Genomic DNA, 16,749 nt, shown 5'->3' with positions numbered 1-16,749 from the left:
CTAGACGGCGTCCAGGGCGATGCGCAGCTCGCCGAGCGTCTGCGAGGTGGTCCAGGCGGCCGAACCGTACTGGCGGACCGCGGTGAGGACAATGCGCTGCACAGTGCCCGCAGTGACGACGGCCGCCGGCGAGCTGTCGGTCGGGGCCATCGCGGTGCCGAAATACGGTGTGATGTTCAGGTGGACGGCCAGCGCCGACTCGGCGCCGCGCCCGTAACCGATGAGCGTGCCGCTGGTCGAGATCGTGGCGTCGGCGGTGGCCTGGGTGTTCATACGCACCTCGGCATCGATCCGCATGCCGGTCGCGCCGGTCACTTCCAGGTCGCCGGAGATCCGCGGCCGGTAGTTGTAGGACTGCGCGGGAATCGTGATCGCGGCGACGATATCCCGTACGCCGGACGTGGATTCGGACAGCGCGGTGAATGCCGTGCCCGGCAGCACGTAGTACGGGGTGACCGGGTGGATGGTGGTCCAGGCGACCTGTCCGCCGGTCGAGTTGTAAACCGGCACTTGGCCATTGGCCGGTGAGTTCGAGAAATCCGACGAGCCCAGGATGTGACCGGTCGCGCCGGTCGCGCCGACCGCGCCCTTGAGCAGGTTGAGCGTCAGCGTGTAGTGGGCGGCCTGGCCCGGGCCGCCCGGGTCGACGAGGTTGAGCGTCGCCGACTGCGACGGAGTCGGCACGGTGGCCGGGTCGAGGGTATTGACGGTGACCAAGTCGAAGATCGGCGGCAGGCCGGGCGCGCCCTGAGCGAGGACCGGCAGGTTTCCCCAACCGCCGGCCGGAGTGAGCGTCAGTGTGGCGACACCGGTCTTGGCGATGTCGTCGATGTTCATGAGGTAGACCGTGCCGGTCCACGTCATCGAACCGTCAGGGTTCAAAACCAGTGTGGGCGTGGTCAATTCATGTCCTCAGTTCTGCGCCAGCGCGGCGGCTTTGACGATGTCGTAGAGAGACCCGATGCGGCGCATGACCTTCGCCCACGGGGATTCGACGGCGGACTGGTCGCCGACCTTCGCGGTGAGCGCGATGCGGTGGGTGCGGTCGTCGGTGATGGTGGCCTCGGCGCAGTAGTCGGTATAGATGCGGGCCTTGCGGACCCAGCTGACCGGGAACCCGATACCGAAGTCGCCGTACCGCACCCCGAACAGCTCGCCGCCGAAGCTGTACGGGCTCTCGTTCTGTGTGACCAGCTGGAACGAGTGATATCCGCGCGTGTCCCACAGCGCAGACTCGAGGATGACCTGCGCGTCGAGGGTGTAGGCGGCACTGCCGCCCTGTGCCCAGAATTCCGGCCGGCCGAACTTGCCGAGCTTGATGCGCCGTGACTCATCCTCGAGCTGCTGATAGGCGAGGAACACGTTGTCGAACAGGCCGTCGAGCAGCGTGCTGGAGATGCCGGACGCGCCGAAAGCGGCCAGCAGCAGCGACAATCCGTACTCCAACACCAAGTCGATGCCCTTGTTGACCCAGTCCGGGGACTTGCCGCCGGTGACCACTCGGTAGGCGAGCGGGTGGTGTGCGGTGACGTGCGATTCTTCGATGCCCGAGCGGGGGCCGTCCTCGTAGATCACCCAGGGCGGTTTGGCGTCGAGGCCGAGCAGCTGGGCGAGGATCCCGTTGCCGTACGGGTTGGTGGCGTCGGTCGAGTCGCCGTCGGAGACGTTCAATCCGGTGACGAGGGAGAGGATTTCGCCGAGCACGGTGTCGAGCAGGTCGACGACGCCGCCGATCAGGCCGTCGAGCATGGTGCCGGTGAGGCCGGTGACGCCGCTGTAGTCCTTGACGTCGATGACGATGACCGGCTCGGTGAGGATGATGCCCCAGTCGGCGGCGGGCTGCGGGTCGCCGGGCAGCCACAGGTCCGCGGTCAGCAGCAGGCCGCAGTCCTTGAGAGTCTGCTCGACCGCGGCCGAGATGGTGGTCATCTTGCACGTGATTGCGGTCCACTTCGAGGTATCGGTCAGCGGGTTGGTCGGCACGACGACCAGCGGCAGGCCGAAGAAGTCGAGCAGGCTACCGAGGTAGGCGGGCGGGTTGAGGATGTTGCCCGCGAATTCCAGTGCCGCGCCAAGCAGTCCGGACTGCCGCAGGATCTGCTCGGCGATGAGCTCCTTGATGTTGGTGACCGCGGGGCCGATGAACGTGGCTTCTTTCGGTATCTGCGCCTCGATTGGCATCCACCAGGCAGGGAAGACCAGCAGCGATGAAAACCAGCAGTAATCGCTGATCAGCTGCAATGTGGTGGTGCCGACGCCCTTCACCATGTCGTCGGTGTCAGTGTCCACGCGACCGGACCAGCGCCAGCCCGACGGCATGGTGATGGTGATCGGAATGGTTGTGTAGTAGCAGTTTTCGGCGATCGCGACGAGCGGGTCGCTGTCCTTGAGGACGATGGTGCCCGGCGAGATCGCATTGCGTTTCGGGGTGAACGTGACGCTGATGTAGTCGCCGCATTCCCCCAGCGGGCGGCCGCTCGGGTCGTAGTAGGTGACCACGAGCAGCCCGCGGCCCAGCGGCTCATCTTGCGGCGCGGCAAGTACATTCGCCCGGTCGAGCGCAGCCCAGTCTGGGGTCTGCGTCAGATCCATAGGCCCGGTCATTCCGGCCAGCGCCGCCACGGGGTGAGGGTCGAGAGCGCGGAGGTCACGCCCGCCTGCGCACCGGTCACGGTGATCGGATTGCGCACCACAGCACCTGCGGGCACTGGTGTGGAGAACCGACCGACGAGGCGCGGATAGATGTTCGCGCCGGTATTGACCTCGACGACGGTCCGCCTATTCGGGATCGTGGTGACGCGGGCGAGCTCACCGGCATTGAGTGGCAGCTTGATTCGCCGTGCGCCACCGTTGTCGCCCATGGTGAACGTGCCCGGGCCCTGCAGCAGGATGACCGGCCACCCGTCCTGGTCGCCGCGGTTCCAGTTCTGCAGGAAATTGGCCGGCGCCTTGCCCGCCGGATCGGCCAGGGTGGTCGAGTTCGAGGCGATGAGCTTGGTCGAGACCGAGTCGAACGACTGCCAGTACGAGAAGTCCGAACGAGCAGCCCACTGCGTTGTAATCGACGCCGCGTCACCAGCTTTGATGACATCGCTCGGGGCCTGCAAGAGACGCATGTCGAGCCACCAATGCCCGAGCTCTGCCGTAAACCACACCATCCGGCCGGTCTTCTTGGGCTCCCATCCAGCCAGCCACTCCCGGAAAACTCTGCGGCGGCCGCGGGCGTCGCGTCCGAAGATGGTCAGCGTCATGTCCAACTCGAGCGCGTCGTATGTGGTGTCCAGGTTTGTGACGCCGTCCTGGTGCGCGCCCTGCTGGTCGACGTGTTTGAACGGGGCATGCATGCCCTTGATGTCGACGAGCTGCACGCCCTCGTCGGGCGGCATCGGTGCCATGCCGCCGGAGATCGGCCACAGTCCGCCGTCGGATCCGTACCAGGTGATGATCGAGTCCGCGCCCGAGAGCAGCGATTGCAGCGCCCACGCCGAGGGTGGGGACGAGGGTGTGATCAGTGTGCTCATCGCGGTAGTGATCCTGCGTACGGGGCGATCTCGCGGGCGATGGCCCGGGCGTCGGCCTGACCGCCGGACGGGTCGGCGGCGTGCCAGTGCTCGATGTGCAGCACGGGCGCGGAGCGGCCGAAGTTGATGCCGCCGGGCGGCTGCTCGGCCGGGGCGAGCTTCGGGTTGACCACGTACTCGTGGCCGCCGGTCTTGTTGTTGACGATGCTGAGCCCGGGCGGCAGCAGGCCGCCCATGTCGTGGGTGGCGTCGAGGGCGTTGGACAGCGCGTCGGGGTCAGATGGCTGCAGGTCGTCGGGCATCGCCTGAGTGCCGGGGTCCGGATCGACATCAATATCGGCTGAAATGTCGGGCGAGGCATCGATTTCCGGCGCCTCGGTCGACTCGGGCACTTCCGTGGACTCTGGGGCCTCGGTGGATTGCGGCGCGGCGTTGGTCTGCGGGGCCGCGCTGCTGCTCAGTGGCGCAAGCGGATTGACGAATACGGGCTGGCCCTGCACCTTGAGGTTGCCCAGAGATGAGCCGATCTTGAGCAGCGGGCTCTTGTTCGGGTCCTCGAGCAGCGTCCCCTTGAGGCCGAAGGTCTCGAGGAACCCGGTCGCGGCCAGACCGCCGGCCTTCTCGCCGAACTGCTCGAAGGTCATCAGACCGCCGTCGCCGTTCTTGTTCTTGGTGGTGGTCGGGTTGAGCGCCTTCTGCCGGTCGGTTGATGCCGTCGCCCTGTACTTGTCGGCGTCGGCGCGGGACTTGTCGGCCGCGTCCCGAGCGGCCTTGGCCTTGTTGCGGTAGTCGGTGACCGCGGCGAGGTGCTTGTCACGGGCCGGGCCGAAGGACTTGTTGGCGAGCTCCTGGGCGTGGTCAGCCTTCTGGTCCCATTCGGTCGCCTTCTGGTCGTGCTTGGTCGCCGCGTCGTCGGCCTTCTTGGCGCGCTCGTCGGCCTTGTCCGCGGCGTCGCGCAGTTTCTGCGCCGCCGCCTCGGCCTTGCTCTGCGTGCTCTTGGCGTTCGGGTCATACGCCGGATTGAACGTCTTGGGATCCACATGGAATTGGGCGGTGAACTGCGGATCGAACGCACCGACTGCGGACGATCCATACCGGATTTTCTCGCCGGTCTGCCGCGCTTCCATGTTCGTGCCGAGGATGGTCATCGCCGCGTGGGCCTCGTTGGCGCCGATGGTGAATACATCGCTGGCGCTGGCGCCGCGGACCAATCCGGGCCACTGGCCGGCCAGCATCGAGGTCGTATCGCCGAGGCGCCCGGTGGGATTCGCGACGCCCTGCGCCAGCTGGATTGCGTCGCCAACGAGGCCCGTACAGTCGACGCCAACGGTGAGGTCGCTGCCGCCCCACACGTACGGCGTTGAGGCGTGTTCGCGCACGGTGTCGCGGGCGACCTCGGGGCCGGACTTGCCCACGATTCCGCCGGTCGCGTATCCGTGGCCGTGGCCCCACTGCCCGAGCAGGTCGCCACCGTGCTGCGCCTTGAGCTCGCGCAGACCGAGGCGCAGGTTGGTCAGCGGGTCGTAGATGTCGCCGCCCAGTTCCGAGAGCCCGAGCCATGCGGCCGTCTTGGGAGTCACCTGCACGAGGCCGAGACCCTCGTTGCCACCGCTGTTCTCATCCAGAATCTGCTGCACGGCGTATTGGTTGCCCGACGACTCGGTCATGATCTGGCCCTCGGCCGCGGCCACGTATTCCGGTGTGGCCGGGAAGCCTTCGAGCTGCAGCGCCCGGACGATAATCGAATCCCATTGCTTCGCGCCACTGCCGTCGACGGTGCCACCGCCGCCGATGCCGAGCGCAGACTTGGCGAAGTTCAGCGCCTTGTCGATCACCTCGTGCACGAACGCCGACGGCATCCCGATCAGCATGTCGCGCCACGCCGAAGTGCCGCCGTCGCTGCCGCCGTCCGGGGTGGACTTGGCTTTGTCGAGGACGGGACCGAACAGCTCGGTGACTGCGGCGCGCGGGTCGGTGGCGAGCTTCGCCGCGAACTTCGCGGCATCGACAGCACCGGTGGCGGCGTCCTTGGCCCAGTCGACGACGTCGCCCACGGCGTCGCTGAAAGCACCGACAATGCCACCGGTATCGAAATGCGCCAGGCCCAGGAAATCTCGGACACCGCCGACGCCGCCCGACCGCGCGGCGGCGTTGGCCGCGTGGATGTAGTCGGATCCGACCGCGCGCGTCCATTCCGGGCGCATGATGGCCTCGCCACCGCCGACCGCGATGAGCTGGTTGTCGATGCCGGGCGTATAGCCGGGCATGATGCCACCGACGTTGAAATGCGGAATCTTGCTGGCATCAACAGGATTCAGTTTGCCGAGGTGGAAGACGTCGGCAATTCCGTTCCACAACGCGACGATTCCGTCGTTATAGACCAGATCGACGATGGCGACCGCCGGTGTTCCGACGATTTTCTCGATCGTGCCCCACTTGTCGCGGATCCAGTCGACGGCGTTGCCGAATCCATCCTTGACGGTCTTGAGGCCGTTGCCGATGCCCTCGAATGCTGGCTTGAGGGCATGCTCGTAGAGGAACTTGCCGATCTCGATCCAGACCTTGATGTAGTCGACGATGTAGCCGATAACGGGCTTGATCAGGTCTTTCCACAGGAAATTCCACAGCGAGGTCAGGCCGTTGCGGAACCAGTCGAAATGGTTCCAGGCATAGATCACGCCAGCGACGAGGGCCGCGATACCAGCGATGAGCAGCCCGACCGGATTGGCGTCCATCGCGGCGTTGAGCAGCCATTGCGCTGCGGCCATGCCCTTTTCGGCGACGCCAGCAGCGATGGCCGCGCCCTCGACGAGCACGAAACTCGCGACCACACGTGCGTTCTGGACCACCCAGGCCAGCGCGGTCTCGCCCGCGCTGACCACGGCGGCGGCCTTGGTCGCGAGGAAAGCGCCGGCCGCTTGGGCTTGCATTCCGAGCCAGCCAGCACCCGCGCTTACCTGTGAAGCGATCCAGGCCGCGGCGGTCTCGCCTGCCGAGACGGCGGCGCTGGCCTTGGTGGCGAGGAACGCGCCTGCCGCTTGGACTTTCATGACCGTCCAGGCCCCGGCGGCGCGAGCGCTCTGCATGAGCCAGGCGCCGGCGGTCTGCGCCGACTCGACTGCCGCGCTGGTCTTCGTGGCCACGAAATCCTTTGCGGCCTGAACCTTGAAGCGGCCGGTCCAGTTCCAGTAGTCCTTGACGGTTTGGGCTGCGCCGGATGCGCCGGTGCTGATCGTGGTCCAGGCGCCGCTCACAGTGGTGGCGGCGGTCTTGATGCCGCCGATCGCGTCCTTGATGCCGCCGATTCCGGACTTGACCAGGGAGAACGTGCCGGTCGCGGCCTTCCAGCCCAGCCACACCGCGCCGAGATCGATAGCGACCTGAATGAGGTCCTTGGTCAGGGCTTTGTGTTCCTTGAGCCAGTGCGCGCCATCACTGAGCCAGTGCCCGACCTCCTGGATGACCCCGACGAACAGGTGCGCTGGCGGCACCACGTCGGCGGACACGGTGTGCCCGAGGGAAGCGAATGCGGCCTTGTGCTCGCCGAGCCAATGGACCGCATCCTGCACGCCCTCAAGGACTTTCGTCGCGACCGGCAGCAGATGATCACCCGCTTCGATGGCCCATGCGCCTACCGCGGCCTTGGTCTCCTTGAGTTTCTGATTGAAGTTGTCCTGGACTTCCGCCCAGCCTTTGACGTCGCCGCCGTTCTCGGTGTGGGCCGCTTCGATATCGGCGCGGGCGGCCTGGACGTCGGCGAAGTTGCCGCCCTGGCTGCCGCCGGTATCGCCTTCATCGCCGCCGACGAGATTGCCTGCGACCCTGGCAGTTTCCTGGTTGCCGGTCGCGGCAATCATCATCTGCTGGTAGGTGAGATTGCTGTTCTTCAACGAGGTCAGCGACGCATTCAGGCCGTTCGCCTTGGCATCCATCTGCGCGTACTTCGCGATGATGCCCGCCTCGTCGAGGTCGAGCCCCTGGCCCTCGAGCGCGCCGACTGTCGGCTTGATCGCGCCCGCCTTGACCTGGTCGGCAACGGCTTTCAGCTTCGGGGGCAGGCCCGCGTACACCTTGGCGACGTCATCGGCTGCGGTCTTGGACTGGTTGAGGGTGTCGATCATGACGCGGCCCGAGGGCCCCATGTGCTGCATGATCGCTTCGGAGATGTCCTCGAACGTGCCGGACAGGCCCTTGGTCGAGAGCTTTTCCGTCAAGTCCGCCGCGTTGATACCGATGTTGGCCAGCGCGTTGGTCATGTCCACGCTGGGTTTCTGCAGCGTGGTGATGGCCCGGTTGAGATTCTGGGTGGCGCGGTCTGCGCTGATGCCGTGCAACGTCATCGTGGCCACGTCGGCGTACAGGTCCGACATCGGGACGTGCGCCTGGTGCGCGGCCTCTTCCACGCTGCCGATGGAGGCCGAGAACTCACCGAAACTCGTCTTGCCGTGCGAGACAGCGGCGATCATCTGCGAGACCTGGTTACCGGCCTCGCTGGCTGGCAGCTGGAAGTCCTTCAGCGAGGTCGTCAGGGCGTCGACGACATCGTGCAGCGGCGCGCCCTCCTGGGCGGCGCCCTGGGCCGCGGCTTTCATCACGGTCAGCGCGTCCGCGCCGTGGAAGGTCGCCGACTCGACGGTGTACATCGCCTTGGACAGGTCCTGTGCCGAATAGCCCACTTGGCCCGACATTTCCAGTAGGCCCTTGGACACCATGTCCAAGGCGTCCTTGCTCTCACCGGCGGTCGTGACGAGCCGAGTCTGGGTCTCCTGGAAGTCGGCCGCCGACTTGACGCTCTCGCCCATTGCGAGACCGAATGCGGCGACGCCGAGACCGGCGGCCGCTTTCATGGCGAGGCCGAAGTTGCCGGCCGAGGCGGCTGCGGTGTCCTGCCGTGCGGTCAGGGTTTCGAGCGCCCGCTGCTCGGCGGCGGCCGCGGCCACGACATCGGCCGACGCGGCGATGTTCTTGCGTTTGGCGCGTTCCAGATTCTCCTCTGCAGCAATGAATTTCGTGCTGTCTGTCGCGTATTTCTGGCGCGCGTCGTTGAGCTGGTTCTCGGCGATGCGGACTCGGCCTGCGGCGTTGGCCTCGGCGTCCCTGGCCTTGAGCACCCGGGCCGATGCCGATTCCAGCGCCGAAGTCGCCGAATTGACCTGCGCGGTCATAGATGCCGACATGCCCGAACTCACGCCGAGCACCTTGGATTTGAAGGCGTCGGCGAATCCGGTCCCGGCCTGCTCGCCTGCGCGGGCGGCCTTCGACACCACCTCGGTTGCCGCGGCTTCCATGCCCACGATCCGGCTGATGATGTCGAAATAGACCGCGCTCAAGCCGCTAGTACCTCCTCGATTGGTTTGGTGACGTCGATGTCTGCTGTGCGCAGCTGGCCGGAGAGCATGCGGTCGATGACCGCGCGCGCCAGCTGGCGGCGGTGAATGTTGGCCGCCTCGCGGGCCTCACGGCGACGGCGCTCGTGGTCGAGCTCGGGCGCCTCGATAGGCGTGAAGTGATAGTCAGCCCCGTGCGCGCTGCGGTAGTCCTCGCGCATGCAGTGCTGCAGGTTGATGCTGGCCGCGAGCAACCGCTCGAGCAGCGTCCAGGCGGTCGACCGCTTCCGCTTGAACCGGGAGTCTTCGGGCAGCTCCTCGATCAGCACGACGAGCTCACGAGGGGTCATCTCGCCGGTACGACGCAGGCCGACGGTTCGCCAGAATTCAGCGATCCGCCGGCCTGGGTAGTAGCGCTGCAGGTCGGCCTCGATCTGGTTCGGAGCCAGCTTGAGCAGTGCTACCGCTTCGCCGATTTTGGGGCGCCGAGGCCTTCGCCGAGTCGCCGCCACGCGATCATGACGTCACCGGAGCGGCCACCCGCAGCCCGGAACCGGGTGTAGACGTCCGGATCACCGGGGGTGTTGAGCAGGATTCGCGCGATAGCAGGCGTGTTCAGCGTCTGGTTGAGTTCCTCGTGCTGGTCGTCGTCGAGCATCAGAGGATGCGGCACGGTGAACACCTCGGTGCCGGGGCCGCCGGGCTGGAACGAAATGCCCTTGCCGCCCATGCCTTCGATGCCCTGCTCGCGGAACGCGGCGAGATCGGTGATGACGTCGGCCGGGGCCTGGACGACCGGGGTCATGGCGACCGGAGCGGCTTCGACTGCGATGGTGACGGGTTCGGTCATGGTGTTTTCCTCCTCGAGGCGTGGCTGTGGTGGCTGGGCCCGACGCGACGCCCAGCCACCGCGCGCCACGTCGGGGTCGAGGGGTTAGGAGACGGTCACCGAGTTCGAGGCCCCCGACTTCGCCGAGCCCGACAGGTTCGAGCCGATGGCCTGGACCTTGTAGGTGTGCGCGCCAGCGACCTGGCCCGACACGGTCAGAATCGGTTGGGTGAGGGTGCCACCGACGGTGACGTTGCTCGAAGTGACCGGAACGACGCCCGCGTCGACGAAGACGTTGTAGGTGAACGGGCCGTTCTTCGAGGTCGGCGCAGTGAACGTCAGCGACGCGACGCCGGCGGAACCGGCGGTCGCGGTCGGGGTGCCGGGGGTGCTGGTGGTGCCGCCGAGAGCCCGCCAGCCTGCGCCTTCACGCATGGTGCGCACGGCGTATCCGGCGGCGGTGTCGGGCAGCGCCTCGAAGGTCAGTTTGGCTTGCGCCTCGACCTTGGCGTTCATGCTCAGCTTGTCTGGTTTGATCATCTGGCAGCGCGGGTAAATCCGCGCCCACAGCGAGATCCCGAGCGCCGAGGCGTAGACCGCGCCGAAAACGACCTGACGCACGATCGGGGTGGTCCATGTCGGCTTGGTGTACTGATATCCGGCCTGCCCGAGCGAGCCCATCGCCGCGAGCGGGAGATTCGTCTCCAGCGCCTCGATAAGCGGCGTGCGTTCGATCCCGGTCAGCATCGCCGACTCGGAATCCTCGGTGATGTCGGTCAGCAGCTTCTGCCGCGACTGCCACGCCTTGGTATCCGCGGTCTGCAGGGTCGGGGTGAACTCCAGGCCGTTTTCGTCCTGGTAGCCGAGCGCCTCGAAACCGTCGGTCGTCATCAGGGACGTGGACCAGTCGCCGGAGACGGTATCGAACGGCGTCCAGTTCGTCAGCGGCTTGGTCGGGTCATAGTCGCGAATCGCGACGAAACCGACCTGGCCCTTGTACACATTGTTGACGTCACCGCCGAAAATGGTGTCCCAAGTTGTGCCCGTCATGACTGAATCTCCTTACAGGGGTTGCGCATTGACTGCGGATTCGATCTCGTACTCAGCGATGAACCTGTGCAGGGTCTCGTCTTCGTAGTCGAGATCGCCGAAGCCGTTGATGGTTCGGACTTGGCTGACCGGCACGCCACCGACATAGGTGTTCCGCAGCCGCATCATGTGGTCGTGCACGACGCGCGAGAAGTCGGCGGCCGCGGCGTAGTCGGAGTGGAAGACCTCGATGTCGACCACTTGGTTCGACCACACGTAGTTGTCACCGCCGGAAGGGATTACGGTGATCAGCACGAACGGAAAGATCAGCTCGAGTTTGGTTCCGGCCGCGCCGATACCCGTCAGCGTGGACAGGTAGGCCACCAACAAAGTTCGCAGGTTCGCGAAGTGGCGGCCGTCTGGCCTCACGAGTCGGTGCCTCGCAGGTGTCCGGCGGTGCGGCGCATGATCGCGAACTTCGGCTTACCCTTCGCGCCGTACTCGATGATGTGGGCTTTCCAGTCGTATGCGCCGACGCGGCCGCGCCACGCGCCATCCTTGAACAGCACGTCAGCGCGGATCGAGTCGCGGTAATCGCCGGGCTCGTCGACATAGCCGCTCTTGAGCTTGTGCGGCTTGCCGGTCTTGTTGACGGGCGCAATGGTTTTCGCGTACTCCGCGCCCTTCTTGGCGAGCAGCTCGGCATGCTCGCGGGCCTGGATCGAGGCGGGACCGGCCTTCTCGACAAGCTTGGTCAGCTCGGCGAGTACGCCCATGATTTCCATGGCCATGGCTATCCGTCCTCTCGGGTGCCGGGGATGCTGCTGCCCAGGTACGAGCGGCAGGTGATGACGATGTGGTCGACGTCGGTATTGCGGATGTTGGTGACCGGGCGCGGCGGCCCGTGCACCTCGAACTTGATGCCCTGCCAGGTGACCGCGGCGGTGTGGTCGAGGGCGGCCCCAGGTGGCAGCAAGGTGCCGACGTCCGGCGGCAGCATGCCTTTGCCGGTCAGTTTGGTTGCGGTGACGGCGTTCTCGGTCTCCTGTGACTCGGTGACCCAGAACGCGCAACCGCCAGCGGTGACGTCGGCCTCGACGATCTGGCGGCGGCCGTAGGCGTTGAGCACCGGCTTGCCGCCGCCGTCGAGCATCGGGATGCGCAGGTGCAGCACCAGCTGCTCGGTCCCGAGCGCGTACACCACCTAGTTCGGGCCCCACTGGCTGATGCCCGGCAGGATCACCGGATCCGGCGTCCCGTAGCGGTTCCCCATCGCGTAGCGCGGCCCGGTCGACTGGAACAGCCCGAGCAGCTGCAGGTGGTACTCGCTGAAAATCAGCGTGCGAGCCAATTCTTCGATCGTGGCGGTGCGGACGTTGGTCCACTCGTCGGATCGGTCGCCGCGGGTGGTCTTGCCGCTCGGCACACCATCGAGGACGTCACGCTGCAGCGCGGCCCGCACCACCTCGATCGAAACGATGTGCGCGGCAGTGGTGTTCACCGGGATATTGGCGGCCTGGCATTTTCCGGTGATCCACAGTGCCGCGGCCTGGAGCAGCAGGCCGGCGAAATTGAGCTGCTGGTTGTTGAGGGTGCGCCACGAGTTCTGCACGTCATCGGTGGTCGCGAATGGTGTTGGCGTTGGCGAAGTCACGGCGCACCCCCTCTTACTGGACCTGGAGCGCGATCAAGTCGGGCTTGGTCATAGCCTCGGCCGCGGGCCGGTCCAGGCCGAGCGCGGTCACGGCGTAATCGACCCAGACCTCTTTGGTCGCGGTCTGCGGCGGTCGAGCCACCTCGGTCGACGGCGCGGCCGGCGTGGTGCTGCCGGGCGCCGGCTGCTCGCCTTCCGGCTCGTCGTCGGGGCCGACGACGCCGGGCGGGGTGGCGTCGGGGATCTCTTCGACCATGCCGAGGCGCAGCAGGTGCTGCCGCTGCTCCTCGGGCATCCAGGGGATGACCTGGCCCTGATAGCGGTGTTCGGCCGCGCCGTCCTGGTTGTGGGTGATGACCAGCGGCGCGATTACGCGATGCCTCACAGGTTCACCCCGGTGATCTGCCAGGCCGCACGCGGCTCGAGCACGATCGGCACAGTGATCCGGCGGCAGCGGATCCGCCACGAGTCGGTCGTGTCCTCGCGGATCGTCTTGACCTGCAGGCCGTCGGCGTCGGGCAGGCCGTCCTTGCCGGTGCTCATCACGTACCCGGGCGCGGGCTGCTTCTCGTCGGTGAAACCGCCGAACACCTTGGAGTCCAACAGGGTTGCCACGCCCGCGACCGGCAGATTCGGGCTGCCGAGGAACGTGAAACCGCCGATGCGCTTCATGTAGGGCGAGTCCCAGCCGGACTGCACCGGTGCGTTGCTGAAACCGGGGATTTCGCGCGGCAGCAGCGCCATCAACTTGTCGTCGGAGACGACGTTGGCGTAGGTGACGGTGTCCATCAACAGCGTGTCGGGCATGTAGCCCTGCTTGAGGTTGATCAGGCTCGCATATGCCCGCATGATGTCGCGGAAGATCATCGGGGTCGCGCCGGTGCCAGCCCACGAGGCGATAGCGCCCGTGTTCTGGGTGACCGCGGACGCGGCCGCCGACAGCCCGACGCTGTCGATCTTCTGTACATGCGAGTTCGCGAGCTTGGTGAACGCGCGGCCGACGACGTCGAACTTCTGCCGCGAGATCGAGGCGTCGGTGATCACCGAGTCCTGGCCCCAGTTGATGGTGTTGGCCATGGACGCGGTGCCGGTGCCGGTCGTGGTGGTCGGATACTCGGCGCCGGGCGCGACCGGCTGCGGGGAGTTGTCGGCGTAGATGTTCTCGTTCTGCTGGTAGCCGACGGTCCCAGACTCGGTCCACAGCTGAGCCGTAAGGATCTTGTTCGCGATGAACATCTGCTCGGTGATGGTGCGCAGCGCCCTCATCACCCAAATCGGGTCCTTGAGGAACCGATTGATCGAAATGACATCGCCGGTCAGAGTGGCCGGCGTGGGCGCGAAGGTGACGTTTCCGGTCATGATTGCCTACTTTCCGATGCTCACGACAGCCGCAGCGCGACGAGCACCTTGCCGCCCGAGGCAGCAGCGAGGGCCTGGCCGACGACGTGGTTGTAATTGGTGTCCGACCCGATCGTTGCGACGGCGCCGCCGGTGGCCGGAATGACGGCGTCACCGGCGGCGATGGCACCGGATGCGGTCAGCAGGTGAATGCCGCAGCGCCAGACCATGATCTGATTGCCGCCGACGAGATCGTCTTGCGAGGCAACGCCGTAAGCCATCGCCGCGGCAGTCGACGCGGCCACGGTGTTGTTTCCGGAGACCACGACGACCTGTCCGGCGGTGACGGCCGCGGAAGTGACCGCGGGGACCTTGTCGGCCGGGGCGTAAAGGGGCAGAAAGTCGCTCATGCGTCAGTCCTTCCAGGGGTTGCCGGTGACGCGCGCGTACACGCCCGACATTTCGTTTTCCAGCGGGTCGACGTCGGGCTCGCCCGCGTGGCCGACCTCGGTCAGCGGCACGACCGAACCGGCAGGCAGGCTGTCGAGCAGCTCGGCGGTGCCCTCGGGGTCGGCCTTGAGCAGCTTCGCGAAGTGCTCACGGCGGCCGGGGGCGAGCGCGCCGCGCCGAATGTGCTTGTCGAGCACAGCGTTACGCTGGTCGGTTTCGAGCTGCTCGAACGCGGCTGCGCCCTTGCTGGCACTGGCGACGGTCTGCTCGTACTGGGTCCGGTCGACAAGCACCAGGCCCAGCCGCTTGGCGGACGCGGTGATCTGCTGCGCCGTCGGCTCGGCCGGTGCGTCCTCGGTGGCCGCGGCCGCGCTGTCGAGCTGCTCGGTGACAGCGGCCAGAATCGTTGCCTCGTCGGCGTCTTCGGGCAGACCGAAGCGCTCGCGGAGGCCCTCAATCAGGGTGGGCATGGGCCCCTCCTCTCTTTTGACCTCCGCACGGACGGCAGAGGGAGTTCGGGTGCGCGCGGCGATCCGCGGCGCGGGCGCAGCGGCGCGGCCGGCGAACGCATAGATCGACAGATCCCAGCGCGCGGAAGCGGTCGGCTCGGCGGACGACGGCTTCGCGGGCTTCTCGACTCGATCGGCCAGGCCCGCGGTCACGGCCTCGTCTGCGCTGTACCAGGTTTCGGCATCCATGGCGGCTTGCCATTCGGCGATCTCGCCGCCGGAGCGCTCGGCATAGATGCTGGCCAGGTTGGCGCTGGTGCGGTCGAGCTGATCCGCGGCCGCGCGCAGGTCCGCGGCGCTGCCGATTGCGACGGTCCATGCGTTGTGGATCATCATTTCCGCGCCCGGGCGCATGATCCGCTCGTCACCGGCCATCGCAATGAAGCTGGCGGCCGACGCGGCGAGGCCCTCGACCGAAGTGGTGACCTTCGCCGGGTGCGCTATCAGCGCGTTCATGATGGCCAGGCCGTCGAAGACGTTGCCGCCGGGCGAATTGATCTTCACGACGATCTCGTCGGCATCGATCGCGTCGAGCTCGCGCACGAAATCCTCCGCCGCGACGCCCCAATAGCTGTCGATCTCGTCGAACAGGTAGACCGTCGCCGGGCCCGCGTCGCTGGCGGCGGCGTTATGGATTGCGTACCACTGCCGCGGCGCGGCGTCCTGGCGGCGCAGTGCGCGCATGCGGGTATTCACTGGCCCTCCTGCGGGTCTGGGTCGTTGGGGTCGTCGCCGTCCGGCTCGCTGGCCGGCGCGGCGGGGGCGGGCGCACTCTTCTGGTTCGGCGACGGATCCGGTGCGTTGGGGTCCTTCTGCGGCAGCCCGTACATGTCGCGCACCGCCTGCTCGAGGCGGCGGTCGGGGAACACCGCACCGGCCTGGATGAGCAGCGACAGAGCCTCGGCGGTCGCGTCGTGGCGAGATCCGATCTCGTCGAACACGATCCGCGGCGCGGGCTCGTCGGGCCCAAAATTCAGGTCGACGAGCGCCTCGACGATGTAGGCGTTGGCCGTGTCGGCGATCAGCTGGCCCTCGACCTGCAGCGACATCACGAAGAAATCGGCGAACGTGCTCCCGAGAGCCCAGCTGCCCGTTTGTGTTCCGAGGTTGAGGAAGTGCGCGAGGACCGATCGGGCGATCTGCGAGTCGTGGTACTCGATGACCGGCATGGCGTCGGGCAGCGCGCCCTCGACGCCCTGCAGCCGCAGTTTCGCGCCGTTCGGCAGCGCCGCGCCCGAGCTGTCGCCCGCGCGGTAGTCGTTGGCCATCTGCTGACCGAGATCGAGGTCGGATTGCTTGTCCAGCGGGCCCGCATAGTAGACAGGGATGCCCATGCCATTGCGCTTTATCGTCATCGCCTGGACGCGCAGCAGCTCGTCCTTGAGGATCCAGTTCTTGTAGGCCGCGCGGAGCACGCTGCGGCCCAACCAATCCCCGCCCTCGCGCTCGTTGACGTAGGCCACGATTCGCCGGGCCGGGATCCGCGCACCGCCGGCCTCAGCGCCGCCGAGCGCGATGGCCTCGAACGCGCCCGTCATGGTGCCCATCGCGTACTGGGCGATCGAGACGAGGTCGCCATTGGGCGCAACCACGATATTCGCGATCGACCGCTGCAGCCGCGGCGACAGCTTCGCCAGGTGGGCCCGGCCTGCGTCGTCGATCTGGTACGTCTGCTCGAAAAAGGCGTGCCCGTACGCCATGCACTTCAGTGCCATCCGTACGTGTTCGGACCAGCTGAAAGCGTTGCGGATGCGGCGTTGCGGCTGCTCGGTCTCGTCATCAGCGCCGACGATCGGCAGGTGCAAATCGTTCGCGACGAACTGCACGACCTCGTCGCGGGCGCCGTTCGGGTCGATCCGCCACGTGGTGCGCTGGACCGGCAGCGTGATCGCGCGCAGCACCGATTGCACCTGTGCGTCCTGGCGCGACATCCGGTCATAGACCGACACCGACAGCGGCCAGCGCAGTTCCGGCGTGGTCTCGGTGTTCTGCAACCAAATATCGCCCGGATAGGAGACGGCATAGCCGAGCTCGCGCGTCGCTACCCTGCCCCGTACCGGGGACTGCTGCGGTTGGTCGGCCATATCGCCTC

The 16,749-nt window shown here is 66.8% G+C and carries 16 protein-coding genes; all 16 read right to left on the bottom strand.

The features are described from left to right. The 16 genes from ACFXKA_RS37605 to ACFXKA_RS37530 all read right to left on the bottom strand — a co-directional run bounded on the left by ACFXKA_RS37605 (nucleotide 1) and on the right by ACFXKA_RS37530 (nucleotide 16,741). Entirely contained in the window at nucleotides 1-903 is a 903-nt protein-coding gene (locus ACFXKA_RS37605; protein ID WP_379431032.1) for a hypothetical protein, read from the bottom strand. A gap of 9 nt (nucleotides 904-912) precedes the next feature. Continuing rightward, nucleotides 913-2,592, bottom strand: a complete 1,680-nt coding sequence (locus ACFXKA_RS37600) for a hypothetical protein (protein WP_379431031.1) — start codon at nucleotides 2,590-2,592, stop codon at nucleotides 913-915. A gap of 8 nt (nucleotides 2,593-2,600) precedes the next feature. Further along, the gene (locus tag ACFXKA_RS37595) at nucleotides 2,601-3,521 is read right to left on the bottom strand and encodes a hypothetical protein (protein WP_379431030.1); all 921 of its coding nucleotides are present in this window, start codon (nucleotides 3,519-3,521) and stop codon (nucleotides 2,601-2,603) included. Then, nucleotides 3,518-8,851 carry a phage tail tape measure protein gene (locus tag ACFXKA_RS37590; RefSeq protein WP_379431029.1) on the bottom strand — a complete coding sequence of 1,778 codons (5,334 nt, stop codon included), beginning with the start codon at nucleotides 8,849-8,851 and terminating at the stop codon, nucleotides 3,518-3,520. Before ACFXKA_RS37590 ends, ACFXKA_RS37595 begins: the two co-directional genes overlap by 4 nt. Then, entirely contained in the window at nucleotides 8,848-9,360 is a 513-nt protein-coding gene (locus ACFXKA_RS37585; protein ID WP_379431028.1) for a hypothetical protein, read from the bottom strand. The genes ACFXKA_RS37590 and ACFXKA_RS37585 overlap by 4 nt, the downstream gene beginning before the upstream one ends. Beyond that, nucleotides 9,309-9,698: a hypothetical protein gene (locus ACFXKA_RS37580; protein ID WP_379431027.1), complete on the bottom strand. Its 390-nt coding sequence runs from the start codon at nucleotides 9,696-9,698 to the stop codon at nucleotides 9,309-9,311. Before ACFXKA_RS37580 ends, ACFXKA_RS37585 begins: the two co-directional genes overlap by 52 nt. Nucleotides 9,699-9,782: 84 nt before the next feature. Further along, a complete protein-coding gene (locus ACFXKA_RS37575; protein WP_379431026.1) occupies nucleotides 9,783-10,727 on the bottom strand; it encodes a hypothetical protein in 945 nt (314 codons plus the stop codon). A 12-nt stretch (nucleotides 10,728-10,739) separates the two neighbouring features. Then, on the bottom strand, nucleotides 10,740-11,096 hold the full coding sequence (locus ACFXKA_RS37570; RefSeq protein WP_379431025.1) for a hypothetical protein: 357 nt from the start codon (nucleotides 11,094-11,096) through the stop codon (nucleotides 10,740-10,742). A gap of 35 nt (nucleotides 11,097-11,131) precedes the next feature. Then, nucleotides 11,132-11,497: a hypothetical protein gene (locus ACFXKA_RS37565; RefSeq protein WP_379431024.1), complete on the bottom strand. Its 366-nt coding sequence runs from the start codon at nucleotides 11,495-11,497 to the stop codon at nucleotides 11,132-11,134. Nucleotides 11,498-11,499: 2 nt separating this feature from the next. Then, nucleotides 11,500-11,910, bottom strand: coding sequence for a hypothetical protein (locus ACFXKA_RS37560; protein WP_379431023.1), 411 nt, complete (start codon nucleotides 11,908-11,910; stop codon nucleotides 11,500-11,502). Then, a complete protein-coding gene (locus ACFXKA_RS37555) occupies nucleotides 11,911-12,360 on the bottom strand; it encodes a hypothetical protein (protein WP_379431022.1) in 450 nt (149 codons plus the stop codon). Nucleotides 12,361-12,373: 13 nt separating this feature from the next. Next, nucleotides 12,374-12,745 carry a hypothetical protein gene (locus tag ACFXKA_RS37550; protein ID WP_379431021.1) on the bottom strand — a complete coding sequence of 124 codons (372 nt, stop codon included), beginning with the start codon at nucleotides 12,743-12,745 and terminating at the stop codon, nucleotides 12,374-12,376. Then, a complete protein-coding gene (locus ACFXKA_RS37545; RefSeq protein ID WP_379431020.1) occupies nucleotides 12,742-13,719 on the bottom strand; it encodes a hypothetical protein in 978 nt (325 codons plus the stop codon). The genes ACFXKA_RS37550 and ACFXKA_RS37545 overlap by 4 nt, the downstream gene beginning before the upstream one ends. Before the next feature lie 20 nt (nucleotides 13,720-13,739). Beyond that, nucleotides 13,740-14,108 (bottom strand): capsid cement protein, encoded by a 369-nt coding sequence (locus tag ACFXKA_RS37540; RefSeq protein WP_379431019.1) that lies wholly within the window; start codon nucleotides 14,106-14,108, stop codon nucleotides 13,740-13,742. Between the two features lie 3 nt (nucleotides 14,109-14,111). Next, on the bottom strand, nucleotides 14,112-15,353 hold the full coding sequence (locus ACFXKA_RS37535; protein WP_379431018.1) for a head maturation protease, ClpP-related: 1,242 nt from the start codon (nucleotides 15,351-15,353) through the stop codon (nucleotides 14,112-14,114). Further along, a complete protein-coding gene (locus ACFXKA_RS37530; RefSeq protein WP_379431017.1) occupies nucleotides 15,350-16,741 on the bottom strand; it encodes a DUF935 family protein in 1,392 nt (463 codons plus the stop codon). The genes ACFXKA_RS37535 and ACFXKA_RS37530 overlap by 4 nt, the downstream gene beginning before the upstream one ends. Nucleotides 16,742-16,749 lie beyond the last annotated feature (8 nt).

Origin of the sequence: Nocardia sp. NPDC059228 (genome assembly GCF_042754245.1) — a bacterium.
In the GTDB taxonomy this organism is placed as follows: Bacteria; Actinomycetota; Actinomycetes; order Mycobacteriales; family Mycobacteriaceae; genus Nocardia.
The sequence above is the reverse complement of the archived record's forward strand: the minus strand, read 5'-3'. Positions and strand labels throughout refer to the sequence as shown.